29 protein-coding genes and 1 riboswitch are annotated in these 25365 nt (G+C 42.3%); of the genes, 26 read left to right on the forward strand and 3 right to left on the reverse strand.

Going from position 1 to position 25365, the window contains the following annotated elements; translation table 11 throughout:
• Window positions 1–458 precede the first annotated feature (458 nt).
• The gene (locus tag ACKA06_RS07455) at window positions 459–755 is read right to left on the reverse strand and encodes a DUF948 domain-containing protein (protein WP_032088457.1); all 297 of its coding nucleotides are present in this window, start codon (window positions 753–755) and stop codon (window positions 459–461) included.
• A gap of 169 nt (window positions 756–924) precedes the next feature.
• Between ACKA06_RS07455 and ACKA06_RS07460 the strand changes: the two genes are divergently transcribed.
• The 3 genes from ACKA06_RS07460 (at window position 925) to ACKA06_RS07470 (ending at window position 5037) form a co-directional block, all read left to right on the forward strand.
• Entirely contained in the window at window positions 925–1710 is a 786-nt protein-coding gene (locus ACKA06_RS07460) for an HAD family hydrolase (RefSeq protein ID WP_032088458.1), read from the forward strand.
• Between the two features lie 80 nt (window positions 1711–1790).
• Window positions 1791–2246 carry a CoxG family protein gene (locus ACKA06_RS07465; RefSeq protein ID WP_032088459.1) on the forward strand — a complete coding sequence of 152 codons (456 nt, stop codon included), beginning with the start codon at window positions 1791–1793 and terminating at the stop codon, window positions 2244–2246.
• A gap of 214 nt (window positions 2247–2460) precedes the next feature.
• The gene (locus ACKA06_RS07470) at window positions 2461–5037 is read left to right on the forward strand and encodes a helicase-related protein (RefSeq protein WP_318293520.1); all 2577 of its coding nucleotides are present in this window, start codon (window positions 2461–2463) and stop codon (window positions 5035–5037) included.
• A gap of 70 nt (window positions 5038–5107) precedes the next feature.
• On the opposite strand, the gene ACKA06_RS07475 is transcribed toward ACKA06_RS07470, so the two are convergent.
• Window positions 5108–6238, reverse strand: coding sequence for a CAP domain-containing protein (locus ACKA06_RS07475; protein ID WP_032088460.1), 1131 nt, complete (start codon window positions 6236–6238; stop codon window positions 5108–5110).
• A 197-nt stretch (window positions 6239–6435) separates the two neighbouring features.
• Between ACKA06_RS07475 and speD the strand changes: the two genes are divergently transcribed.
• The 10 genes from speD (at window position 6436) to ACKA06_RS07525 (ending at window position 14762) form a co-directional block, all read left to right on the forward strand.
• A complete protein-coding gene (gene speD, locus ACKA06_RS07480; protein ID WP_214871510.1) occupies window positions 6436–7251 on the forward strand; it encodes an adenosylmethionine decarboxylase in 816 nt (271 codons plus the stop codon).
• 123 nt (window positions 7252–7374) lie between these two features.
• Window positions 7375–8169, forward strand: coding sequence for a TIGR00266 family protein (locus tag ACKA06_RS07485; RefSeq protein WP_411159367.1), 795 nt, complete (start codon window positions 7375–7377; stop codon window positions 8167–8169).
• A 325-nt stretch (window positions 8170–8494) separates the two neighbouring features.
• On the forward strand, window positions 8495–9592 hold the full coding sequence (locus tag ACKA06_RS07490) for a PRK06851 family protein (RefSeq protein ID WP_064565531.1): 1098 nt from the start codon (window positions 8495–8497) through the stop codon (window positions 9590–9592).
• A gap of 128 nt (window positions 9593–9720) precedes the next feature.
• A complete protein-coding gene (locus ACKA06_RS07495) occupies window positions 9721–10014 on the forward strand; it encodes a rhodanese-like domain-containing protein (protein WP_064565533.1) in 294 nt (97 codons plus the stop codon).
• Between the two features lie 63 nt (window positions 10015–10077).
• The gene (locus ACKA06_RS07500) at window positions 10078–10473 is read left to right on the forward strand and encodes a DsrE/DsrF/DrsH-like family protein (RefSeq protein WP_411159368.1); all 396 of its coding nucleotides are present in this window, start codon (window positions 10078–10080) and stop codon (window positions 10471–10473) included.
• Window positions 10474–10567: 94 nt separating this feature from the next.
• Window positions 10568–10909 (forward strand): DsrE/DsrF/DrsH-like family protein, encoded by a 342-nt coding sequence (locus ACKA06_RS07505; protein WP_032088467.1) that lies wholly within the window; start codon window positions 10568–10570, stop codon window positions 10907–10909.
• 16 nt (window positions 10910–10925) lie between these two features.
• Window positions 10926–11306 (forward strand): peroxiredoxin family protein, encoded by a 381-nt coding sequence (locus tag ACKA06_RS07510; protein ID WP_032088468.1) that lies wholly within the window; start codon window positions 10926–10928, stop codon window positions 11304–11306.
• A 281-nt stretch (window positions 11307–11587) separates the two neighbouring features.
• On the forward strand, window positions 11588–12985 hold the full coding sequence (locus tag ACKA06_RS07515) for a DEAD/DEAH box helicase (protein WP_411159369.1): 1398 nt from the start codon (window positions 11588–11590) through the stop codon (window positions 12983–12985).
• Window positions 12986–13510: 525 nt separating this feature from the next.
• Window positions 13511–14275, forward strand: coding sequence for an exodeoxyribonuclease III (locus tag ACKA06_RS07520; protein ID WP_198257575.1), 765 nt, complete (start codon window positions 13511–13513; stop codon window positions 14273–14275).
• 22 nt (window positions 14276–14297) lie between these two features.
• Entirely contained in the window at window positions 14298–14762 is a 465-nt protein-coding gene (locus ACKA06_RS07525; protein WP_197670956.1) for a branched-chain amino acid aminotransferase, read from the forward strand.
• A 35-nt stretch (window positions 14763–14797) separates the two neighbouring features.
• On the opposite strand, the gene ACKA06_RS07530 is transcribed toward ACKA06_RS07525, so the two are convergent.
• Window positions 14798–15106, reverse strand: coding sequence for a hypothetical protein (locus ACKA06_RS07530; RefSeq protein WP_032088471.1), 309 nt, complete (start codon window positions 15104–15106; stop codon window positions 14798–14800).
• Between the two features lie 133 nt (window positions 15107–15239).
• Here ACKA06_RS07530 and ACKA06_RS07535 point away from each other — a divergent pair, with 133 nt between their 5' ends.
• From ACKA06_RS07535 to ACKA06_RS07595, 13 genes are all read left to right on the forward strand, one after another.
• Window positions 15240–15545 carry a DUF6509 family protein gene (locus ACKA06_RS07535; protein WP_321174896.1) on the forward strand — a complete coding sequence of 102 codons (306 nt, stop codon included), beginning with the start codon at window positions 15240–15242 and terminating at the stop codon, window positions 15543–15545.
• A 169-nt stretch (window positions 15546–15714) separates the two neighbouring features.
• On the forward strand, window positions 15715–15912 hold the full coding sequence (locus tag ACKA06_RS07540) for a hypothetical protein (protein ID WP_032088473.1): 198 nt from the start codon (window positions 15715–15717) through the stop codon (window positions 15910–15912).
• A 129-nt stretch (window positions 15913–16041) separates the two neighbouring features.
• Window positions 16042–17157, forward strand: coding sequence for a sensor histidine kinase (locus tag ACKA06_RS07545; protein ID WP_032088576.1), 1116 nt, complete (start codon window positions 16042–16044; stop codon window positions 17155–17157).
• Between the two features lies 1 nt (window position 17158).
• Window positions 17159–17758 carry a response regulator transcription factor gene (locus ACKA06_RS07550; RefSeq protein WP_058298635.1) on the forward strand — a complete coding sequence of 200 codons (600 nt, stop codon included), beginning with the start codon at window positions 17159–17161 and terminating at the stop codon, window positions 17756–17758.
• A gap of 60 nt (window positions 17759–17818) precedes the next feature.
• A riboswitch (TPP riboswitch) is annotated at window positions 17819–17927 on the forward strand.
• 115 nt (window positions 17928–18042) lie between these two features.
• Complete coding sequence (tenA, locus tag ACKA06_RS07555) at window positions 18043–18744, forward strand: thiaminase II (protein WP_058298634.1); 702 nt, start codon at window positions 18043–18045, stop codon at window positions 18742–18744.
• Window positions 18745–19323 (forward strand): ECF transporter S component, encoded by a 579-nt coding sequence (locus ACKA06_RS07560; RefSeq protein WP_032088476.1) that lies wholly within the window; start codon window positions 18745–18747, stop codon window positions 19321–19323.
• A 12-nt stretch (window positions 19324–19335) separates the two neighbouring features.
• Window positions 19336–20772 (forward strand): ABC transporter ATP-binding protein, encoded by a 1437-nt coding sequence (locus ACKA06_RS07565; protein ID WP_411159370.1) that lies wholly within the window; start codon window positions 19336–19338, stop codon window positions 20770–20772.
• Window positions 20769–21572, forward strand: coding sequence for an energy-coupling factor transporter transmembrane component T family protein (locus tag ACKA06_RS07570; RefSeq protein WP_411159371.1), 804 nt, complete (start codon window positions 20769–20771; stop codon window positions 21570–21572). Before ACKA06_RS07565 ends, ACKA06_RS07570 begins: the two co-directional genes overlap by 4 nt.
• A gap of 11 nt (window positions 21573–21583) precedes the next feature.
• Complete coding sequence (locus ACKA06_RS07575) at window positions 21584–22198, forward strand: thiamine phosphate synthase (protein WP_411159372.1); 615 nt, start codon at window positions 21584–21586, stop codon at window positions 22196–22198.
• Entirely contained in the window at window positions 22195–23298 is a 1104-nt protein-coding gene (thiO, locus tag ACKA06_RS07580) for a glycine oxidase ThiO (protein WP_411159373.1), read from the forward strand. The genes ACKA06_RS07575 and thiO overlap by 4 nt, the downstream gene beginning before the upstream one ends.
• Window positions 23299–23502, forward strand: a complete 204-nt coding sequence (gene thiS / locus ACKA06_RS07585) for a sulfur carrier protein ThiS (protein ID WP_032088481.1) — start codon at window positions 23299–23301, stop codon at window positions 23500–23502.
• A 1-nt stretch (window position 23503) separates the two neighbouring features.
• The gene (locus tag ACKA06_RS07590) at window positions 23504–24268 is read left to right on the forward strand and encodes a thiazole synthase (RefSeq protein WP_058298630.1); all 765 of its coding nucleotides are present in this window, start codon (window positions 23504–23506) and stop codon (window positions 24266–24268) included.
• Complete coding sequence (locus ACKA06_RS07595) at window positions 24265–25287, forward strand: ThiF family adenylyltransferase (RefSeq protein ID WP_058298629.1); 1023 nt, start codon at window positions 24265–24267, stop codon at window positions 25285–25287. The genes ACKA06_RS07590 and ACKA06_RS07595 overlap by 4 nt, the downstream gene beginning before the upstream one ends.
• The last annotated feature ends 78 nt before the right edge of the window (window positions 25288–25365 follow it).

Genomic DNA, 25365 nt, shown 5'->3' on the forward strand with positions numbered 1-25365 from the left:
GTAAAATCCATTATTGAAGTCTCCCTTCGGTACTTAATTCGAGGTCATGCATGACACTCTCTATCGTACCAAGGGGGTTTTTTTATGCACATCGCAAAAACTTCAATATAAACGCAATTTACTTTATAACAGGAATGCTCCTCGGCAAGCCTGCGGGGTCTCACTTGTCTAGCTGCAGGGCTTAGAGGCACAGGTCATAAGCCAAACCGGCCAAGAAGGCAAAGAACGCCTTCGTGACCAATTCGTCTTATGCCCCCCGCCTCTGAGCGAAGCCCTTCCGCTTTTCTAATAAGCTACTCTTCCCGCAGGAGTCTTCGTCTTGCACTCCAATCAACCGCTGAATGAGCTAATTCCCAGATGTACAATGAACAAATTAAAAACCCGAGCTATTTTGCCTCATCTCATGCAAAATAGTTCGGGTTTTGCTGTGCTAAATCACTTTTGTCCCAGCCTCTTTCTTATTTTTTCATGCTTCTTGCAAATTCCTTTGCCACCTTTGGTGTTCTTTTTGCTTCATTCACAGTGTACATAATCGAGCTTTTTTTCATTTGAATGTCTGTCTGAATTTCTCCCTGGGTTGTTTGGAGCTGGTCGGTTTCTGCAGTCACGCGATTCATATCTGCCTGAATACTGCTGACTGTTTGGTTAATTGAATCTATCGCCGGTTTTGTTTCTTTGAATGTTTTTCTTGCGCTGACAGCAAGCATTATTAGAGCAACTGCCACAATTGCGATACTTAAATAGATTAGCCACATATGATCTCCACCTTTGCATATTTAATTCTGTTTTATTATATTTTCCCTGTTTTCAAGAAAATTAACTGTTTCTTATTCATTAATTATTATTTTCTTAACTATATGGCTTTACTAACGATCGTACAGCTAGTAATCTATTGATAAGTTTATGAGAGCGGAGGGAAAGTGGATGGTAAAAGCAATATTCTTTGATTTGGACGATACATTGTTATGGGATGCAAAAAGCATCCAAAGTGCTTTTGATGAAACTTGTAAATATGCTGGTTCTAAGGTGGATATTGATCCTGAGAGGTTAGAAAAGGAAGTAAGAAAAAAAGCCATGGAATTATACTCTTCGTACGATACATATGAATTCACGAAAATGATCGGCATTAATCCCTTTGAAGGTCTTTGGGGTGATTTTCCCGATGAACATCATGAACAATTTATGAAAATGAAGGAAATCGTGCCTGAATATCGCGAACAAGCATGGACACTAGGATTAGAAAATGCGGGAATACACAACAAAGATCTGGGCAAGGAATTGGCGGAACGTTTCAGGACTGAAAGGAAGAATCATCCTTTTGTATATCAAGACACATTCCAGGTACTGGACGCTTTAAAGCAGGAATACAGGCTGGTCCTTCTCACTAATGGTTCCCCTGATCTTCAAAACCTAAAACTGCAAATGACTAAGGAACTCCTTCCTTATTTCGAAGAAGTCATTATTTCCGGAGCGGTCGGAAAGGGTAAACCCGATAAGGCGATGTTTCAGCATGCGCTAGACCGGCTGTCTCTCGCTAAGGAAGATGTCATTATGGTAGGTGACAATCTAAAGACAGACATAAAAGGCGCAAATCAAGCAGGCATAAAAAGTATATGGATAAATAGAAGGAATGAGAAACCAGAAGAAGTCATTCCTGATTTCGAAGTATCTGAGCTGAGCGGACTTCCAGAATTGATGAAACAATTATAATTATTCTCATATTCAGTGACCCGCTTTCATAAAATGTGCACTGCATGAGGGTAGTTTTCAACATGAAGGAGGCACACCGTATGGCAAATGGATTTCATGAGAAGTTGGTGGATGCGTCGATTGATAAAGTATGGGATTTAGTAAGCGACCTTGAGAAATGGGCTGCGCTTGTCCCCGGCTATATGGAACATACAATAATCAGTGATGCAGAATCGGAGTGGAAATTCAAAGTAGATGCAGGTCTTTTCAAAAAAAAGATTCATGCAAAAGTGGAAATCAAAGAATGGATAAAACCCAACAAAGTATCATTCACTTTAACAGGGCTCAATGAAAAGTTTTCTGGCAGCGGTTCATTCGAAGCTTCCCGTCTTTCAACATACGAAACCATTGTAAGGGGAAAATTGTCCATCAGGCCTGATAGTTCAATGGGTAAACTGATCACTCCCATAATTGAAAGAATGGTCCCCGATATGACAAGGGAATTAACAAACAACGTTTCCGATGAAATCGAAAGGCTCTATTCCCACAACTTATAAAGATGACAAAGCTGAACCAGCGGAGTAAATAATCCGCTGGTTCTTCCAATTAATCTTATAAATCGGGGTTCATCCCGTCAGAGGTTCATTGTTAGTTGAAAAAACATAGGTTATGCTAAGATATAATTCGGCTTGAATAAAGCATGGAATTTTTTAACGAAAAAATCCAGGGAACTACATACACTATAAGCAGTAAGTTTTAAAGAGGGGTCATATGATGCAAAACCTTGAATCGATCCGCGAAAAAGCGATTGAGGAAACAAAAATGAAGATTGAAGAAGATATTTCGCATTTTCTTGCGTCACACAAGGAATGTCCTGCATTTCAGGACTATTTGTCAGAAAGAAGCGGCTTTTTTCAGCAGATTTGGTTGAATACATGGCTGAACAAGGTGACAAATAATATTCTTAGAAGTCATAAAAAATCATTTCTGCGTAGTAAGGGATATGAAGTAGAAGGAGTCGATAAAAAGATTCTGAATAAAATGTTCCGAAATGAAGTCCGGAATGAACGCCCTTTCCATGTTAGGGAGTGGGTTCAGGAGAATGCGCCGGATGAGCAGGAATGGGAAACTCGTCACCGTAAGGAAAGGGAACGATACCTCAAAGAAATGGAAGAAAGGTTAACGGCTTCGAAAAGAAAAGGTGTCCAAAAAGAAATCTTATACTTCCTTGAGCAAAAGGTCGAAGACCAGGAACTTAACTGGTACTTGGAATTAAGGTATATATTCTCAAAAAAGATAGTGAGTGACTTGAATTCAAAACCGAAATATAAACAAATCGATCCATTTGCACTTGAGGATAAGTTAGAAGAACAAGGAATGCTCAGCAATCATGATTTTACTACAGTGTCTGACATACTAAAGGAATTTACTGGATCCATTCATAAGAAAAGTGAACAATGGGAACAAAATCTCTGGGAATACGAAACGTATCAATTTCCTTATGAACGGTTCATTTCTTCTTGCACAGAGAATGTTATTTCATCTTATGTATGTGAGAATCTTCCGGCTGATATCCTGGTTTCTTATAAGGAAATTTACGGACGAGAACTTTCACAAGAGCAAGTTATCAAATGGGCACAACCTGTCATCTTGAAAGAAAAAACACTTTTCTTCAATCGGATCCGAGAAGAATATGTCGTCGATTTGATGGAGCTTGCAGCTGTACCTTTTGATATAGAAGAGCATCTGTCACTTTATAGAACAGCGCTTGAAAAGAGACTCCAGCTTAAAGAGGAAGAAGAAGCGTTATTAAAAGAAAAGCAAGAAGAAGATGCGCGGATACTGCATGACATATTCGGCCAGGAATACAGTCCATCCCAAAGAAAAGGGATAGAATACGTCCTCCATATAGGAGAAACGAATACAGGTAAAACCCATAAAGCGTTGACCCGCATGAAAGCTGCCGAGAGCGGGATTTACCTTGCCCCTTTAAGATTATTGGCCCTGGAAGTTTTTGATAAGCTGAATAGCGAAGGAGTGCCATGCAGCCTTAAGACCGGAGAGGAAGAAAAAGAAGTCGGCTGGGCACGTCATATGGCATGCACAGTTGAGATGTTCCACGAAAAGAACGATTACGAAGTGGTTGTTATCGACGAAGCACAGATGCTTGCCGATCAGGACCGAGGTTTCTCATGGTATAAGGCCATAACGAAAGCCAGGGCAAAAGAGGTCCATATTATCGGGAGTGAAAACGTACGGACTCTCTTACTCGGCCTGGTTGGAGAAGAGCAGGTGCAGATACACAATTATGAAAGAGAGATTCCTTTACAGGTAGAAAAGAAGGAATTTAAATTAAAGCATGCAAAGCAGGGAGACGCCATTGTCTGCTTTTCCAGAAAGAAAGTGCTGGATACAGCCTCCAGACTTCAGAATAACGGCCACAAAGTAAGCATGATTTATGGAAGCATGCCTCCAGAGACGCGGAAGAAACAGATGATGCAATTCATTACAGGTAAGACAAAGGTAATCGTGGCAACAGACGCGATTGGAATGGGTTTGAACCTGCCGATAAGGAGAATCGTATTTCTGGAAAACGATAAGTTTGACGGGACAAGAAGAAGGCTCCTTACATCACAGGAAGTCAAGCAAATCGGAGGAAGAGCTGGAAGAAAAGGCATCTATGAGGCTGGGAAGATCGCCTTCACCAAGGATATTAAAAAAATGACGCACTTATTGACGCAGGATGACCCTTCCCTTAAAACATTTGCGATAGCCCCTACAAGCAATGTTTTTGAACGATTCCAGCGTTATTATCATGATTTGGATACCTTCTTCGAATTATGGGACCGCTATGACAGTCCATACGGGACAGAAAAAGCTTCTTTAACAGAAGAGAGGGAATTGTACGGACTCGTCCGGGGGACAGATATAGAAGCAAGGCTCTCCCTTAATGATTTATACGGATTTCTGCACTTGCCGTTTTCGAAGAAAGAAAACAAGCTCACTCAGCAATGGCTGGATTCCATGCATGCGATTGTTAATGACGAGGAGCTTCCTGAGCCGGATATCAGTAATAAAAACCTTGAACATAAGGAAATTTCCTATAAGGCAGTAGGGCTGCATTTATTACTTCTTTACCGTTTAGGAAGGCAGACAGAAGCATACTATTGGGAAAGAACAAGGCAGGAAATCGCTGATGGTGTGCATGAAAGCTTACGGACCGAAGTGAAAGGGCTCTCAAAGAAATGCAGGAATTGCGGGAAGAAGCTTCCACCCAACTTTGGTTTCCCAATTTGTGACAGATGCCACGCGTTGAAGCGTAAGCGGCGGGAAAGAAGGAAGGGGTAAGTGGTCATCGGCAATAATTGAATACTTAACGTAAAAAAGCAAGCGGGATCCGCTTGCTTTTTTATCTGCATTATCGGCTGAAGAAGTTTTCTGTATAATAAGGCTGCGATTCACCATTAAAGGCAACCCCTACACCAAGATATTCGTAGTGTGACTGAAGGATATTATCCCTGTGACCTTTTGAATTCATTAATCCCTCATGTGCGAATATTGAACTCATCTGTCCGTAGGCAAGATTTTCTCCCGCTGTCCTGAAAGCCACATCGTCTTCTTCCATACGGTCGAAGGGAGATTTTCCTTCGCGGTTTGTATGGCTGAAATAATTGTTGTCCGCCATATCCAAACTGTGCTTGCGTGCCGTCTTCTTCACCCCATTATCCCATGTCAGGGGAAGCAATCCGTGATTTACCCTGGCGGCATTGGTAAGGTCGAATAACTGAAACTCGAATCCTTCTTTCAGTTCCGGATTCGGTTCTGTATAAAATCCCTGCTTCTTTTGTTCCAGACTTCGATCAATGATTTGCACTGCTGTGACAGAATCCTGTTCATGTTTGTCATAAAAGAAGGTGACATAGCTGTCATCTACCTGGAAGACATCATGTTCTCCATTGTTTTGCAGCTGGTAGACCGTAAGTCCTTTTCTTATCGACGTCAAGGGATCACCAAGCCTGCCTTGAACCGTTTCTTTCGGACTGTCAATTTCTATCCCTGTAGAAGAAGTCAGTAAGTCCTGATTGGTATATAATCCATTCACATGCTGTTCGGAATCATAGGAAACCATAAAGAAATTTTGATAATCTTCATGATAGGTATGCCAGTACGACCCGTACTCGTTAAGTGTTTTACGTACTGGAGCACCAAGTTCTTTTTCCACCGAACCCCTTGAATCACCCAGTTCAATATTATGTATGGAAAATTCCTGGTTTTCCGGAGCGGAAAGAGACGGCTTATCGATGGTTCCACGGTCTTGCTTGTCTTCGCCATCTTTCATTTCTCCGATTGACTCATCAAGCTTGACCAAAAGCAGATTCAATTCATTATAAAATTGGTCAAAAGCATTCTGTACTTTCGGGTTGTCTTTCATTTCCTGTATTTTAGAAAGCATGGAATCCAATCCGGTCGCCTCTACTTTTTCCTCCCAGACCGGTTTTGAACCATATGCAATAAATATAACAACAATAAGCATTATTAATCGCTTCATGCGGTAACACTCCAATCTATCCTTCATTTTACCCAAAAAATCATGGAAGGAAAACGAAAGGAAAACTTTTCACCTCTATATACCCCATCTTGCATCCTTTCAATCCATATTCCCTGTTTTAGTATAGTTTTGTATGGGTAACATAAAAAGTAGATTCCATTTAAGACCGGGAAATAAATGAAAAGGGGAATTAATCAATGAAACTTACACATGAAGAAAGAATACAGCTGCATGAATTCAATAATCTGACAAAGTCCTTGAGTTTCAATATGTATGATATTTGTTATACAAAGACAAGGGAAGAAAGGGAAGCTTACATAGAATATATCGATGAACAGTACAATGCAGAGAGGCTCACAAAGATACTTACGCACGTTTCCGACATCATAGGGGCACATGTCCTGAATATTGCGAAACAGGATTATGTACCCCAGGGGGCAAGTGTGACGATCCTTGTGTCAGAGGGACCCATCGTAGAAGTCCCGACTGAACATTTCGATGAATCGCCTGGACCGCTTCCATCTTCCGTGACGATGCATTTGGATAAAAGCCATATTACAGTTCATACTTATCCTGAATATCATCCTCATGAAGGGATCAGTACATTTCGTGCAGATATTGATGTGTCTACGTGCGGTGAAATATCGCCATTGAAGGCACTCAATTATCTGATTCACTCTTTTGACACTGATATCATGACGATGGATTACCGGGTGCGCGGCTTTACGAGGGATATCAATGGTCGAAAATTATTCATTGATCACGATATCAATTCCATCCAGAATTATATTCCGGAAGAAATCAAAGACGAATATGACATGATAGATGTAAACGTCTATCCACAAAATATCTTCCACACAAAATGTAAATTGAAGGAATTCGACTTGAATAACTATCTGTTCGGTTATTCAAAGGAGAAGCTTGAAAAGGAAGAGGCTTATGAAATAACGAAGAAATTAAAGATGGAAATGGATGAAATCTTTTACGGAAAGAATATACACACTCATTACTAGACCGATCCCCTGTTGGTATATGCCGACAGGGGATTTTTTTTGAAAAAATTCACAGGTCACCACCCCGTTGGATCCTTTCATTCAGTATAATGGGATGGTAGATAATCATAAGGAGGATTACCCATGAATTCACATGAAATAGATTTTAAGCTCCATGGAGATGATATGCAGTTCGTGGAAATCGAGCTTGATCCAGGAGAGAGTGCCGTCGCGGAAGCAGGAGGCATGATGATGGATGACGGCATTTCGATGGAAACGATCTTCGGTGACGGAGCCCATGATGGAAGGGGAGGCGGCTTATTCGGCAAGCTGGTCGGAGCCGGTAAGCGTTTGTTGACAGGAGAAAGTTTATTTATGACTGTCTTTACGAACGAAGGAAGCGGCAAGAAACATGTTTCTTTTGCTGCTCCCTACCCTGGTAAGATCATCCCTGTTGACTTAAGTGAATTAGGCGGGAAAGTCATCTGTCAGAAGGATGCTTTCTTGTGTGCAGCAAAAGGTGTTTCAGTCGGGATAGATTTTCAAAAGAAACTGGGTACGGGTTTCTTCGGCGGAGAAGGATTCATCATGCAGAAGCTAGAAGGGGACGGCCTCGCATTTTTGCATGCCGGGGGCACTATATATAAAAAGGAACTCCAGCCAGGTGAATTGCTGAGAGTCGATACAGGATGCCTGGTCGCCATGACTAAAGATGTTGACTACGATATTGAGTATGTTGGCAAGGTAAAGTCTGCTTTTCTAGGAGGAGAAGGACTGTTCTTCGCCACGGTGCGCGGTCCTGGGAATGTATGGATTCAATCACTTCCATTCAGCCGCCTGGCAGAAAGAATTTATGCAAATGCCCCAGGAGGCGGAAAATCAACTGGAGAAGGCAGTATTTTAGGCGGAATCGGTGATTTCTTGAACGGTGATGATTAATATATTAGAGTATTCGAGACAGCAGGTTATTTGCTGTCTTTTTTATTTGCCGGTTTATGCCATGAAGGCTAAAAACGCCTTCAAAGGCCCATTCATCTTATGCTTGTCGCCTCTGACCAAGCCGCCTCCGCTTTTCATTGTCCAGCTGCAGGGCTTAGAGGCACATGTCATAAGCCAAACCGGTCATGAAGGCAAAGAACGCCTTCCCGTCCGGTTCGTCTTATGCCACCCGCCTCTGATCGAAGCCCTTCCGCTTTTCTGTGTTATTCACCCATTTTTTCTTTTTGACATATGTAATAGTAGATGAAATGGAAAGGGTGGTTTTATGTCAGGGAGTGTACGGCATTATTATGCAGGAGGCAATACAGCGAAAGGATTTTACAGTCTGTATGATTCGGTCCTGGATGGAATGAATCGGTTGTTTATATTGAAGGGCGGGCCAGGAACGGGTAAATCTTCGTTAATGAAGGATATTGGGCAAAGATTCGAAGAAAGGGAAATCGACGTTGAATATTTGCATTGTGCATCAGATAATCAATCGATTGACGGAGTGATCCTGCCTCAGTGGGGAGTCGGGATTGTAGATGGGACAGCACCCCATATAATCGAACCGAAGGCACCGGGAGTAATTGAAGAGTATGTCAATCTCGGTACAGCTTGGGATTCGAATGTATTGAAAGAACATAAAAAAGAAATTCTGGAGTTGAATGATCTAATTTCTGATAAATTCCAGACGGCATATCATACTTTCGCTCAAGCATTGGCAGCCCATGATGACATTGAAGAAATTTATATTTCCAATATGGACTTTAACCGAGCCAATGAGTTAACTCAGGAGCTGATCAATTTATTTTATGGAGACAACTATCTTAAAAAGGGAGCGAAAGTGGTACACCGGTTCCTTGGTGCGGCTACGCCCGATGGAGCTGTCGATTATATCCAAAACCTGACCCAGGATGTGGAGAAACGTTATTTCATCAAGGGGCGTGCCGGCTCAGGGAAATCGACTATGTTAAAGAAAATCGCGGCGGCAGGTGAGGAAAAAGGGTTTGATGTCGAAATCTACCATTGCGGCTTTGACCCGAACAGTCTGGATATGGTCATCATCCGCGAACAGGGAATAGCCATATTCGACAGTACTGCCCCTCATGAATATTTCCCTGACCGCGATAGCGACGAAATCGTCGATATGTACGAACGCTGCATCACTCCTGGCACCGATGAGAAGTTCGCCGAGGGAATTGCCAGGACCACAAAGGGGTATAAAGATAAAATGAAAGAGGCAATCTCGTATTTGAGTGAAGCGAAGGCCTTGAGGGAGAATCTGGAGGCCATTTATGTAGATGCGATGGATTTCAATGAAGTTGATCGACTTAAAGAAGAAATATTTAATGAGATGAAATCCATTGTTGATTCGATATAAGAAAGTGTAGATCACGCGGGAAAGACTGCGTGATTTTTTTCTGTGCAATAGCATTGACAATATACCCACATAGGTATATTATTAACTCAAGAACAAATTATGAATCTTTCTACAGGAGGAATTTACTTATGAAAGAATTATCAACAAAAGAAGTACAGGAATTACTAAAAAATGATGAACCTAATATAATCGATGTCCGGGAGGATGATGAAGTAGCAGCTGGTATGATCCCTGACGCCAAGCATATCCCACTTGGATCGATTGAATCACGGATGGATGAACTGGATAAGTCCAAGGAATATATCATGGTCTGCCGTTCGGGCGGACGAAGTGGACGAGCTGCTCGGATCCTTGAAAATCAAGGGTTTAAAGTTATAAATATGACTGGTGGAATGATGGCCTGGGAAGGCGAAGTCAAATAAATTTTTTTGAGTGCATTTATACCCTATTAGGTATTAAATTTAACTAACAGGAGGAATTATGATATGAGTAAAAAAGTAGCAATCATCGCTAGTAATGGTGGATTATTTGATGCGTATAAGGTTTATAACATTGCAACGGCAGCAGCTGCAACAGATCAGGAGGTAGCTATTTTCTTCACATTCGAAGGGTTAAATTTAATTCATAAAGAAGCCCATCAACAGCTGCCGATACCTGAAGGTAAAGAACATTTCCAAGAAGGGTTCACTAAAGCAAATGTACCGGCCATTCCTGAGCTTGTAGAAATGGCGAAAGAAATGGGTGTTCGATTTATTGGTTGTCAAATGACTATGGACGTCATGGGACTGGATAAAGAAGCTTTTGTAGACGGAATAGAAGTAGGCGGAGCCGTCACATTCTTAGAATTTGCCAAAGATGCAGATGTTACATTAACATTCTAATTGAAAATTCAGTATAAGAAGAGCTATTGGGTTTTCCAATAGCTCTCTTTTAAAAACTGTTTTAAACAGAATCCATTGGAAGAAGTGGTACCTTATGAAGAGATGGGTCTATTTTGTCACTTTAAGTTCTAATGCTCCCTATGTGATCAAAGAGGGTATCGAGCGAAAGAAAAGCGGCGATGAAGTAATGATTTTCTTCGATTTGGATGGAGCATATGTATTGGATAAACGGTACACGCAGAAACTGGAGAGGTCCCATGGAGTGGATATGGAGAAATTGCTTCAACAGGCACATTCCTTAGGGATCGGACTCTACGGCTGCCAATTGAACATTCTTGTGGCAGATGGATTAGAATTAGTCGATGGTGTTGAATTGGCTGGTGTCGTCACGTTTCTTGAGATTGCTTATGGAGCTGATGCAGTATTAAGCTATTGAAGGGGGGCAATCCGGTATGCCTGAAAGAAAAGTTGTAGTACTCGCACTTCATGATGAATTGGAGTCTGTTTATCCTCCGCTGAATATCGCAGTAGGTGCAGCCTCCTCTGGTGCAGATGTTATATTGGCATTCTCAAGGAAGGGTGTCAACATTTTGACAAACAACTTTGTCCCTAAGCCATCGAAAGGAATTGAATATTTATCACAGGCACTCGATGCATTCAATGCACCGACAATCAACGAGCTGGTTGAGCTGGCAGCGGAAGCCGGAGTGCGATTTTATATAGTGGATGCTGACCATCATGAAAAATTGGATCTTATCTACCCTGCCGAGCAGGTTCCCATCAAGTGGGTGCTGAATGAAAGTAATTCAGCGGATTTGTTTGTTCATTTTTAGTATCTTAAAGTAAGGATGGAGAATATGAACTGGAAGAAATCGAATTGTGGAAATGGGACATGAAGCAAATCTTCAAAGAAAAGCCGCAAACGATATATACCGCCTATATGACCGGGCTTGTGGCTGTGGCTCCTGGCAGGAGTCATCTTATTATTGAATAAGCTTTTCTAAAGAAGGAGTCAAATGAGGCTTCTTCTTTTTTTATCCTATTGATTTTTAACACTGAAACCTTCAATATTAATAAGCGAACGATTACTAGCAAAAGAAAGTAGGAACTGTACTTGAATATATTTAGATCCTTAGGGATTTCAGAAGAAATGGATAAAACACTGTCGAAGATGGGCATTGTGAAACCGACACCCATTCAGAGGGAAGTCATTCCGGAAGTAATGAAAGGCCGGGATGTCATGGCAAAAGCCCAAACCGGTTCTGGAAAAACATATGCATTTGCCTTGCCGATACTTGAAAAAAGTAAAAAGGGCGGCAGCCACATCCAGGGTATCATTGTCACTCCGACCAGAGAATTGACCATACAAGTTGCGGATGTTTTAAAACAACTGACAAAGAAACAAAAGAATACGGACATCTTAGCAATGTACGGCGGTCAAAGTCATGAGCAGGAACTAGAAGAGCTTCAAAAAAATCCGGCTTATCTTGTCGGTACGCCGGGCCGGGTATTGGATCAAATCAAACGTGGGAATCTGGACCTTTCGCATGTACGATTTTTTGTGTTGGATGAAGCAGATCAAATGCTCCAGATCGGTTTTTTGAATAAAGTAGAGGAAATCATAAAATCAACACCTCGTTCAAGGCAGATGATGCTGTTTTCAGCCACCATGCCGGCACCTGTCAAAAAATTGGCCCTTAAATATATGAAAGAGCCAAAAACTATCGAGATCGAAGAAAAAGCCGCTCCTTCTTCAATTAATCAATTTGCCATCTTCACGGTGGATAAAGCAAAACAGGAAACGATTCTTCAATTAGTGGATGCATTCAATCCGAAAAAGGCAGTAATATTCTGCCGGACCAAAAGAAGGGTCTCGAAACTTTATCAAGTTCTTAAATCAAACGGAACTCAAGCGGGCGAACTTCATGGTGATATTCCTCAGGATAAACGTGAAGAAGTGATGGAAGCGTTCAGAAAAGGGGAAATACCTTTACTGGTCGCAACCGATGTAGCTTCCCGTGGACTGGATATCGAAGGGGTTACCCATGTCTTCAACTATGATATTCCTGAAAATACCGAAACATATACCCACCGGATAGGCAGGACAGGAAGAGCTGGAGCAGAAGGTTTATCCTATACTCTCTATACTTCAGAAGACAGGCCGTTACTCGATAAAATTGAAAGTGATTTACAGTCGAGAATTCAAAAACAAAATTTAGGGAACACCATCTCCCTTAAAGATAAAGAAAACTCAACATCCAAAAAGAAAAAAAATAAAGGAAAAAGACCTTCATCAAACCGAAACAATTCGACAAAGACAAGCAGCAAAGAGCAAAATGCTGAAAAAGAAGGATTTTACGGAAAACGGCCGGGAAATAAAAAATCGGAAAAGGCCTCGCGTGAAACAGCAAGACCATCGATAAAAGAGAATAAAGAACGAAAAAAAGTCACTAACCAACGTGCTAAGTCCAACAAAAAGCCGGCAGCCCGTCCAACAAAACCAAAAAACTAATGAGAAACGTAAGTCTATAAAAAACCGGACTACATTGCTTCCCAAGATGCAAAGTAGTCCGGTTTTTTATTTGTTAAAAAGTGAGTATGGTGTTTTGCTAAATCAGGTTGATAATGCGTAAACGTATCCTTTTTCATTACCTGTTCCAGCGGTTGATTGGAGTGCGAAACGCAGACACCTATTAGAAATGCGGAAGAGCTTTTAAGAGATGCGTGTGGCTTAATTCATGTGCCTAAGCCCAGCAGCTGGACAGTTCTTTCCCTGAATATGAAGAAGGTGGATAACGGGAGCCCGAGGAAAGTAAAGTTTTGTCCGGAAATCAAAAATGGGATCAAAGAAGTTGAGAAGTCTAAATCACTTCGCTCATTCCTTACACCAAGCATTGTATATCGAGAAAATATCGATATTATTCTAAAATAATAAACAATTTACTCTATATTATTTTAGAATAATAATAGATTTATAGCCTGTTATGTTACGATAACAGCAGAGAAATGAATAGAAAAAGGAGATTTTCAAACTACAATGAAATTAGTTTCGTGGAATGTAAATGGAATAAGAGCCTGTGTAAAAAAAGGATTCCTGGATTACTTTAAGGAAGTCAATGCAGATATTTTCTGTATCCAGGAAACGAAACTCCAGGAGGGGCAAATCGACCTGGAGCTGCCGGGGTATGAACAATACTGGAATTACGCTGAACGGAAAGGATACTCGGGAACGGCTGTTTTCACTAAAAAGAAGCCCCTCTCAGTATCATATAGTTTACAGGAGGGGGAAACTGAGCCTGAGGGCAGGATCATCACCTGTGAGTTTGAACGCTTCTATCTTGTAAATGTATACACGCCAAATTCAAAAAGAGATTTGTCGAGACTGGATGAAAGACTGCAATGGGAAGATTCGCTCCGGGATTATCTGATGGAACTTGATCGGACAAAGCCAGTGATCCTCTGCGGGGATCTGAATGTCGCGCATAAAGAGATAGATCTTAAGAATGACCGCGCAAACCGTGGTAATTCCGGGTTCACGGATGTGGAGCGAGGTAAGATGACTCTGTTTCTTGAATCAGGTTTTGTCGATACATTCAGGTATTTATATCCTGACAAAGATGAATCCTATACATGGTGGAGCTATATGAGCAAGGTCAGGGAAAGGAACATTGGATGGCGCATCGATTATTTTATTATGTCAGAGCGAATGTCTGTTAGTATAAAAGATGCAGACATTCATTGTACAATATTGGGCAGCGATCATTGTCCTGTATACTTGGAGTTGGACGAGACAATTAATTAACTGAATGAAGCGAGGAATATGTATGGGAAATGACAAATTGAAATTTGAGACACTTAAAGTCGAATTATGTAATAAAGAGACCGATGAATTGATAAGACAGGTATCTTCTTCATTTTTGGAGGAGGCTTTGGAGTACCTGAAATCTAATGAAAATGAATACATTTTCATTGAGTCAGATGAGTTCGATAAGATTAAGATTGACGGACTGTCAATGGAACTTGATGACCTGTTCGGCCATTACGATGCCATGTTCGGGTTGAAGCTGCAAAAGAAGTACAGAGAAGAGATCGTCTCCTTCTTCGAAAGTACGCTGCATGGGAAGAAGGGATATAATCTTCTTTTTAACGGAGAAGACGGCTTGTGGGATGTGAATCTTTCCATTAATGATCTTCCTTCTTATCATAGTAATATGACGTTGAAGGAAGCGGTTGAAGAGGTTTATTCGTATCTTTCTGGACTGCTTGAAAAAGTTTCAGGAAAAAAGTAAGCACCCCGATCACTTTTCGAGGTGCAGCTGGTGAATTATCTCTTCTGATCCCTTACCCTTGCCATTTCCTCTGATACCACAATGGCAAGGTCTGTATTGCCAAATAAGGAGAGTACGCCCAACAGGGTCGAGTCGGCGATTTCTTCGGATTCCTCCTTCGGCACAGTCAGGTCGATTCCCTGCTTAAGTGCAGGGTTTGCCGCTTGTTCAGGATAGGCCTTTTTATAGAGGTCTGCAGGGTTAAGGTCATTATTTACGCACCACTGCGCAAACACAAGAATCATCATGTTTTCGTCTTTCTGATAGTTTGAAATGATCTTGTCTTCAAGTTCTTTATTGTTCATTTTAGTCGCTCCTTAAAGATACTGTCGACTATCATTATATCGAAGGACAGGAGCAAATCCTATTAAAAAACATGAGTGGGACATCATGGTTTTCTTTTACTATGATCCAGTGTATAATTGAGGGATATGCGAAGTGAAAGGAAGATATTTTTTAATGATCATTACTGGCCATACTATGGAAGAACTTAAAGATCCAACAGGTATCTTAAGCGGCAGCCGCCATGAAATGATGCTGGCGATTGAAGTCCCTGAAGACGATGAAATGTATTCAGAGTCCGGGTTATATATAAAAGCCATCTTTGTTCAAGACGGAGATGAGTCACGTATTGCACAATATCAAATCATTGAAAGAGACTCTGAATCCATTCTCGATTTTGAATTGGAAGAAGATGAAGAAGCCCAACTTCTGCAATATTGCAAAGAAGCTGTGACCAATTGACTGTAAACATCTTATCTTTTCTGGATAAGATGTTTTTTTATGCAAAAAAAGATTTAATACATCAAACTGCTGAAAACATTGTCGGAATAGGATGTATCATAATGAAAGAGTATGCTATAATGATGCTATCAATTGATAGCACATCGTTTTTTGGAGGGTTAAACACTTTATGAGCACCAATGATAGAATCCAGCTTAACGTCAGGGTCGACAAAGAAACAGCTCAACAATTGGACGAAATTGTTGAATATTACCAGGAAAAAGCGAAGATTGGCAGAATATACAAAGGTGACGTTCTTACAGATATCATCAAAAAATCCCATGAACTTATGTTAAAACAAATCGCCATCCAAAACCGCAAATACTAAAAGTCATGTTGAAGAGCATATACATCCCAATTGTATACGCTCTTCATTTATCACTTCAATGACGGATATGGTAAGATAACAACAAACATTCATACGAACGGGGTATTGATCGTGCAGCTTCCGGATAAATTGATTAAAATTCAAAAGAGCTCAGGTATTTCACCTTATATTTGGAGTATCATAAGCATTCTCCCTTTTTACTTTATCTTTCAATCATCTTCTTCAATTGAAATCATAGTCGGCATAACACTGACGATATTATTCTTTATTTTCTTACGGCTTGCTTTCCTATCAAAAAATTGGCCGGTGTATGTGTGGACATCATTATTAATTGCCATTTCCATCACGATGACCATTCAGTTTAATTTTATTTATTTTGCATTTTACATAGCTTACTATAACGGGAATATAAAAAATCGAATCGCTTTCTTGACGCTGTATGTTATTCACCTTGTACTTACAACTGCATCGATCAACTATAAATTCGTTGAACAGGCAGCTCTCTTTCTTTCCCAAATACCGTTCATCCTGATTATCTGGATCAGTGTAATCCTGCTTCCTTTCAACATATACAATCGCAACAAACAAGGTTGGCTTGAAGAAAAGCTGGAAGATGCGAATAAACGGATATCAGAACTTGTCAAACAAGAGGAAAGACAGCGGATAGCAAGGGATCTGCATGATACGTTAGGGCAAAAGCTGTCCCTCATAGGTTTAAAAAGTGACTTGGCTCGGAAACTGATTCACAAAGATCCCGAACAGGCAAAAGAAGAGTTGAAAGATGTGCAGCAAACAGCGAGGACAGCACTTTCTGAGGTTAGGACGATGGTCTCACAAATGCGCGGGATTCGTCTGGAAGATGAAATGGTCAGAATCAAACAGATCCTTAAAGCGGCAGATATTGAATTGATCATAGATGAAGAAACCCCTATACCAGCCACATCACTCTTTCTTGAAAATATATTGAGCATGTGCCTGAAAGAAGCCGTCACAAACGTCGTGAAACACAGCAAGGCGGATTTATGTGAAATAACCATCGAAGATCATGACAATGAACTGACGATAAAGGTAAAAGACAATGGCATCGGTCTCAGCAAGGATAAAGACTTGTCGAGAGGCTGCGGATTAAGAGGGATGGAGGAGCGTCTGGACTTTGTAAACGGGACGCTCGATATCATTTCCGATAAAGGCACGATACTGATCATGAGAGTGCCAAAAGTAATCAAGCAGATAGGGAGGGATTAAGATGATTCGCATCGTAATCGCAGAAGATCAGCGCATGATGCTCGGCGCTTTGGGATCATTGCTTGATTTGGAAGATGACCTTGAAGTAGTGGGGAAGGCGAGCAATGGGGAAGAAGCGATTTCCCTCGTCCGCCGACTGAAGCCTGATATATGTATGATGGATATTGAAATGCCCGAGAAAACAGGGCTTGAAGCAGCGGAAGAATTAAAAGGGGAAGAATGCAAAGTCATCATTCTGACGACATTTGCCCGTTCCGGTTACTTTCAGCGGGCAATCAAAGCCGGGGTTAAAGGCTATTTATTGAAGGACAGCCCCAGTGAAGAGCTGGCAACCTCCATTCGACTTGTCATGCAGGGGAAAAGAATGTATGCCCCTGAATTGATGGATGATATGTACAGTGAAGAGAATCCTTTGACTGACCGGGAGAAAGAGGTGCTGGAATTGGTGGCAGATGGAAAAAACACAAAAGAAATCGCCGATGAACTCCAATTGAAGACAGGAACGGTACGTAACTACATTTCCACCATCCTTGATAAGCTCGAAGTGAAAAATCGCATTGAAGCCATTACACATTCCAAAGAAAAAGGCTGGTTCAAGTAAAAAAAGATTGACAAGAAATATATTCATGTTACGATAACATCGAATTCAAAATTTCATATGACGATCCACTAGGGGTGCCTTTCATGAAGGCTGAGATTAAAGTGTGACTTTAAGACCCTTTGAACCTGATCTGGTTGAGACCAGCGTAGGGAAGTGGTGTTTGAAGGTTACATATTATTTTGGTGTGATGCCTTTTCAAGCCACTTTCTGTTCGCTTTTTGCGTATGGAAAGTGGCTTTTTATTTTTCCCTGAGATGGGTCGTCGTGGAAAAGGAGAGTCTATGATGACATTTTCAAATGAATTAAGGAAAGAAGTCGATGAGGTCTGGGAGGCGAGCTTTAATCACCCGTTTGTAAGAGGGATCGGGGACGGTACGCTGCCGCTCGACAACTTCCGTTACTACATCCTGCAGGATGCGTATTATTTATCTCACTTTTCAAGGGTCCAATCATTGGGAGCTGCCAAAGCACCAGATTTACATACGACATCAAGAATGGCAGCTCACGCACAGGGAACGAATGAAGCAGAATTATCCCTGCATGAAACATTCTCTGTTCAACTTGGTATTACAGAGGAGGAAAAGAAACGATTCAAGCCTTCTCCGACCGCCTACGCTTATACTTCCCATATGTACAGGGCAGCACAATTCGGAGGGCTAAAAGAAATTCTCGCTGCAATCCTGCCCTGTTATTGGCTTTACCATGAAGTCGGGGAGCGCCTTAACATGTTTACTCCTGATGAACCGATTTATAAGGAATGGATTTCAGCTTATGGCGGTGAATGGTTCGGAGAGCTGGTGAAAGAGCAAATCAATCGGTTGGATCAGCTGGCTGAAAAAGCATCTGAGGAAGAAAAAGCTTTGATGAAAGAGCTATTTATGATCAGCAGTATATATGAGCTCCAATTCTGGGAAATGGCCTACTCCATGGAAGAATGGCCATTTGAATACCACCTCATGAAAAATACAGGAAAGCAGGTGAAGTAAATGGCAAAGCTGAAATTGACGGACATTTTGGTCACGGTTGTCATCTCGATCGGATTCGGTATTATTTACAAAGTCTGGGGCCCTTTATACAACATGATAAAGCCATTTGGCCTGCACGCAGATCAACTCATCTATGGGATGTGGTTCATGGCAGCAACGGTTGCATTCTTGATCATCCGTAAGCCTGGCGTCGCCCTGCTCGCCGAGATTGCGGCTTCATCCGGTGAATTTCTAATGGGATCGGAATGGGGACTTGAGGTCCTCCTTTTCGGGGTTGTGCAGGGGTTATTTGCTGAGGCGGTATTCTTTGTTACTAAGTATAAACGAAACAGCCTGTTCATCATTAGTCTCGCTGCTGTGATGTCAGCATTTGGATCGATCTTAATGGATAGTTACAAAGGCTATATAGGAGATCTGGCTGTATGGAATCTGCTTTTATTCCTGGGGGCAAGATTACTTGGTTCGATATTGATATCTGGAATGGGGGCTTTCTATCTTGTGAAGGCCCTGGAACGAACGGGTGTGACAAGCCTTGTGAGACCTGCAGAAAAAGAAGATTACGAAGCTCTTGACAGATAGGTGTGAGTCGCAGTGGAGATCAAGAAATTAAGGTTGAAGTTTCAGGGAGAAAAGCAATTACTGTTTAAAGATTTATCACTTTCGATCGGTCAGGGGGAGAAGGTCCTTCTCCTCGGTCCTTCCGGATGCGGAAAATCAACGCTGCTTAACGTATGTGCGGGGCTGATCCCCCATTCGTATGAAGTGCCGATGAAAGTATCATCCATTTCATATCCTTCCTCCTGGGGTTATGTGTTCCAAGATCCGGACGCGCAGTTTTGCATGCCTTATGTGGACGAGGAGATGGCATTCGTCCTTGAAAATCTGAATGTACCGAGAGAAAATATGGATGAAATCATTCAGGAACTGCTTCAAAAAGTGGGTTTGAACTTTCAGAACCCCCATATCAAGATTTCTGATCTGTCTGGAGGGATGAAGCAAAGGCTGGCCATCGCTGCGGTCCTTGCGATGGAGCCGGATACACTTTTTTTGGATGAACCGACCGCTTTAGTGGATCAGGAAGGAACAAAGGAAATTTGGAACACAATCAAAAGGATCAGTAAGGAAAAAACGGTGGTCATCGTTGAACATAAGCTGGATCAGGTTGTCGAATTGATCGACCGGATCATCCTCTTCAACAAGTTTGGAGAAGTGATTGCAGATGGAAAGACAGAAAAAGTCCTTACAGAACATTATGAGACCATCAAGAAGGATGGCGTCTGGTATCCGGGCGCACGTAAAGACTACTTAAGATCATTCAAGAGGAAAAGGCATATCTTTTCGGATGAAACAGCGTTAGAAATAGAGCATTTTAAAGGATATCTGAATAAGACTCCAAAAATAACGGTTGAACATGCTTCTGCAAACAGAGGTCAATGGATTTCTATCCTTGGAAGAAACGGAGCCGGAAAATCAACCTTTCTCCATGGACTGATGCAATTCATTAAAACAACTGGAAGATACGAGTTATTTGGCCTTAATAAAACCAAAGAGAATATACTTGAACATTGTTCATTTGTTTTTCAGAACCCCGAATTTCAATTTGTTGCAAATACCGCATATGACGAAATCGCCTTCAGCATCAAGCTGAAAAAAATCAGCGGGGCTGAGCTGGATCAAAGGACAGGGGAGATGCTGGAACGGTTCAATTTGAAAGAATGCAGCCATTTGCATCCGTTTCAGTTATCCATGGGGCAAAAGAGACGATTGAGTGTCGCGGCTTCCATTCTGATCAGCCAGGATGTCATTCTTCTGGATGAACCTACTTTCGGTCAGGATGCAGTGAATACGTTTCAATTACTGCATATGCTGAAAGAGCTGCAGCATCAAGGTTCCACCATCCTTATGGTCACTCACGACATCGAAGTGGCAAAGGCCGTGTCGGATAGAGTATGGACGATTGAGAAGGGGGAATTGATTAAGGATGAAGCTTGCTCTATATCAACCGCAGCAAAGGAGGGATCAATGTGAAGCAAGACATCCTGCACAATAAGACTTGGATGCACGGGGTCAACCCAAGTTTCAAACTCATCATCCTGGTTCTCCTGTTCCTCCTGAGTTTGATGATCCATCAATTAAATATCCTTTTCTATTTAACGGTATTTTCTTTTTTGCTGTTCTGGTTTTGCTCTGGACTTACATGGAAAGTCAAATTCCTGCTGTTTCTGCCTTTTATCCTGATGTTCGTTTCTACTGCCTCTTCCATGATCTTATTTGGTAAGGGAGACGTGATTTGGCTGAAGTGGGGACTTATCGAAATTTCAGAGGAAAGCTTTTACCGGGGCCTTCATATTGGTTTCAGGGCATTACTTTTTGGGCTGCTTGGATTGCTATTTACGTTATCAACCAGGCCGGTGATGCTCTTCTATTCTTTGATGCTGCAGCTTAGGCTGAAACCTAAATACGCTTACAGTTTTATGGCTGGATTCAGAATAATCCCCATTTTAGCAGAGGAATTCTTGACAATCCGCCGGGCTATGAATGTAAGGGGTCTTAACCGGAAAAAAGGCATAGCTGGATTGCTTTTCACATTTCGGTCCTCGGCGCTGCCGCTGCTTGCCCAAAGCATAAGGAGAGCACATCGGATTGCAGTGGCAATGGAGGCTAAGCGATTTAATGGAAGCGGTAAAAGGACGTACTTTTACCAAACAGATTTTTCAAAATATGATGTATTTTTTATTGTAATGATCTCCGCCATGCTGGTGTTCGGCTGGCAAGCTGCGGCAGTATTTCCGGTCTTCCCGGCCGGGGATGTACGTTATCAAGGATAGGAGGCGGTCGTATGAAGAGACAGTTACATGTTATAACAACAGGTCAGCAAGAGATGAATGAAATGATCAGTATTTCATTGGCCGTCAGATCTTATATTGATTTTCTCCACATCAGGGAAAAAACCTGGACAGCAAGGGAATTGGCAGAGGCTGTCACATTATTGATAGAGGGAGGCCTTCCTCCTGAAAAAATCATCATCAATGACAGAGTGGATGTGGCTTCTGTAATGGAGATCCGCGGTGCTCATCTTGGCTGTCATAGCTTAAGAGTCTCGGATGTGAAAAGGAGCTTCCCCGACTTGAAGGCAGGGAGGTCTGTTCATTCAGTGTATGAAGCGGTCTCCCTCCAAGTTGAGGGAGCGGATTACCTTGTATATGGAAACGTATTCAGCACCCCTTCTAAAAAGGGAAAGGATGGAATGGGAACAAAGAACCTTAAAGCGGTAGTGGATGCAGTGGACCTTCCTGTCATTGCAATCGGCGGCATCAAACCGGGAAACACAAAGGATATCATCTGCACGGGTGCGGCAGGCATAGCGGTCTTGTCCGGTATTTTCCTGGCCGAAGACCCGGAAAGCACCGCATACGAATATCGGATGAATCTGGAAGGAGGCGGGGGTTTTTGAGTAAGTCCTATGATGTCATTATTGTGGGCGCTGGTGTAATTGGATGTTCAATCGCCTACCAGCTGAGCAAAAGAAAGAAAAAAGTACTCCTTATTGAGAAGAACAAAATAGGAGGTGAAGCATCATCTGCAGCAGCAGGTATGCTGGGGGTGCATAGTGAATTCATTGGTGACCAAAATTTATTGAACGCTGCTTTAAGAAGCAGGGATATGTTCACGGAGCTGTCACGAGAGTTAAAGGAAATAAGCGGAATAGACATAGAACTTTCACATAATGGGATGATCAAACCTGCCTGTTCAGAAATTGAAAAAGGCCAAATGATGAAAATCTTGCAGCTAAGTACAGATGTTGAGTGGCTGTCGGAAGAAGACGTGGCAAGATTAGAACCAAAGTTATCAAAAGGGAATCATCACGGTGGCTTGTATGCATACAGGGACGGAAATGTTTCTGCAGGCAAACTTACCCGGGCTCTTGCAAAATCATCCGTGAAACTCGGTGCATACATACAGGAATACACACCAGTTATAAGCTTTCTCATGGAAAGGAACAGATGCATCGGAGTGAAGACTTTACATGAAACGTATCATTCCCAGGAAGTGATCGTCGCAGGGGGAGCTTGGAGCAGCAAGATACTGAGAGGTGCCGGGTTTGAAATATGCGGATTACCAGTTAAAGGTGAGTGCGTTTCAGTTAGTGCTTGTAAACAGCTGGTGGAAAGGACAATCTTCACAAAAGAATGCTACATTGTCCCAAAACGGGGGAATCACTATTTGGTCGGGGCAACCGAACATCCGCATACTTTTGATTCGAAAGTTTCAGCCGGAGGGATTCATCATCTATTGGGAAAAGCCATCGATTTGCTCCCTGATCTTGCATTTGCCAGATTGGAGAAATCCTGGGCGGGTGTAAGGCCGAAAACGGACCGCTTTCTGCCTTACATAGGCAGGCTTCCGGGGCGGGAATGTCTTGCTGTTGCAACCGGACATTACAGAAACGGCATTCTGCTCGCACCCCTTACTGGAATATTAATGGCAGATTTAATCGACAGCATAGAGATTGATCCCATTTTCGGATTCCATCATGAAAGGATGTTGAAATAAATGAGAGTGAAAATGAATGGGCAGTATGTCCAGCTCCCCGCTGACCTGTCGTCCATCGCAGATTTGATCAATCACTTTTCATTAAGTGACCGTATACTCATCGTTGAACTGAATGGAGAGATCAAAGACAAAAAACAGTATGACACGACAATGATTAATGAAATGGATTCTATTGAATTCGTACATTTTGTAGGAGGCGGATGAGATGTTAAAGATAGGAAACTATGAATTTCAGTCAAGGTTGCTCCTTGGTACAGGTAAATATCCTGATTTTGAAACCCAGCAAAAAGCAGTGGACGAGTCAGAAACAGAAATCCTTACATTCACTGTTCGGCGAATGAATATATTCGAAGAGCACCAGCCCAACCTGCTTGAACGGCTGGATCTTTCTAAGTATTCCCTTCTCCCTAATACAGCGGGAGCGAAAACCGCCAAGGAAGCGGTAAGGCATGCAAAACTGGCACGGGCTTCAGGTTTGTGTGACATGGTAAAGGTTGAGGTGATAGGGTGCGCCAAGACCCTCCTTCCCGATCCTGTCGAAACAATACTAGCCACAGAAGAACTTGTTAAAGAAGGATTCACTGTCCTTCCATATATCTCTGATGATGTCGTGCTTGCAAGAAGACTGGAGGAAGCGGGAGCGCACGCCATTATGCCTGGAGCTTCCCCGATCGGTTCTGGACAAGGAATACTGAATCCGGTCAACCTGCGCTTTATCATCGAGCAGTCAAACGTCCCTGTCATTGTCGATGCAGGGATTGGTTCTCCGGCGGATGCTGCATATGCGATGGAGCTCGGTGCGGATGGAATCCTATTGAATACAGCTGTTTCCTCTGCAAAAGACCCGGTTAAAATGGCTGAAGCGATGAAGCTTGCTGTCAAGGCAGGCAGGATGGGATACGATGCAGGCAGGATGACCAAAAAGCTATATGCATCAGCAAGCAGTCCGATGGAGGGAATCGTCGGGTGAGAAGTGAACGATATTCAAGACAAACGTTATTTGCGCCAATTGGAGATAAGGGGCAGTTGAGCATTTCCTCCAAGAATGTTCTGGTTATAGGTGCCGGGGCACTTGGCACCGGTTGTGCAGAAGCGCTGGTCCGTGCAGGCGTCGGCAAAATAACGATCGCCGACCGAGATTATGTGGAATGGAGTAATCTCCAAAGGCAGCAGCTATACACGGAGAGTGATGCAGTGGACAGCATGCCAAAAGCCGCGGCAGCAATGAAACATCTAATGAAGATCAACTCAGACGTCGAAGTTGAGGCGCATATTATGGATGTGGGTCCCAATGACTTACGGCGTCTTACGGAAAATACTGACCTTATCATTGACGCCACGGATAATTTCGATATCAGGCTGATGATCAACGATATCTCCTTTCAGAAGAAGATCCCTTGGATCTACGGGGGATGTGCAGGAAGTTATGGGATTACCTGTACATTCCTGCCAGGAAGGAGCCTCTGTCTCAATTGCCTTATGGAAGACATCCCATCATCGAGTATGACGTGTGACACTGCAGGTATTATTTCTCCTGCAGTTTCGCTGGTTGTTTCCTTTCAAGTCTCCGAGGCATTGAAGATTTTGGCTGGTGATATAAGTGCGGTACGACAAACACTTATATCATTTGATTTGTGGAAAAATGAGTACAGCTCCTTAGATGTGCAAAGATTGAAGAAACGGGGCTGTCCCACTTGCGGTGCAGATCCCCGTTATCCTTATCTTCAATACGATAACCAGCTGAAAACAGCGGTTTTATGCGGCAGGGACGCCGTGCAGATCCGTCCTTCCAAAATGGTGGATGTTGATTTGGAGCACATGGCATCACAGCTGCAAAGACATATGGACAGAGTAGACAGAAATCAATATCTCCTTGCCTGTCAAACCGGAAAGCACCGTATTGTTCTGTTCAGGGACGGCCGGACACTCATCCACGGAACGAAAGATATAACCGAAGCAAAGTCGCTTTATCATAGATACTTAAACTGATTTGATAAGGCCCGTCTTCCTTGATAAAGGGGGACGGGCCTTCATCATATCTTTTTTAAACGCATCATAAACTGTAAT

The sequence above is a fragment of the Rossellomorea oryzaecorticis genome, assembly GCF_045897515.1.
GTDB classification, from domain to species: Bacteria; Bacillota; Bacilli; order Bacillales; family Bacillaceae_B; genus Rossellomorea; species Rossellomorea enclensis.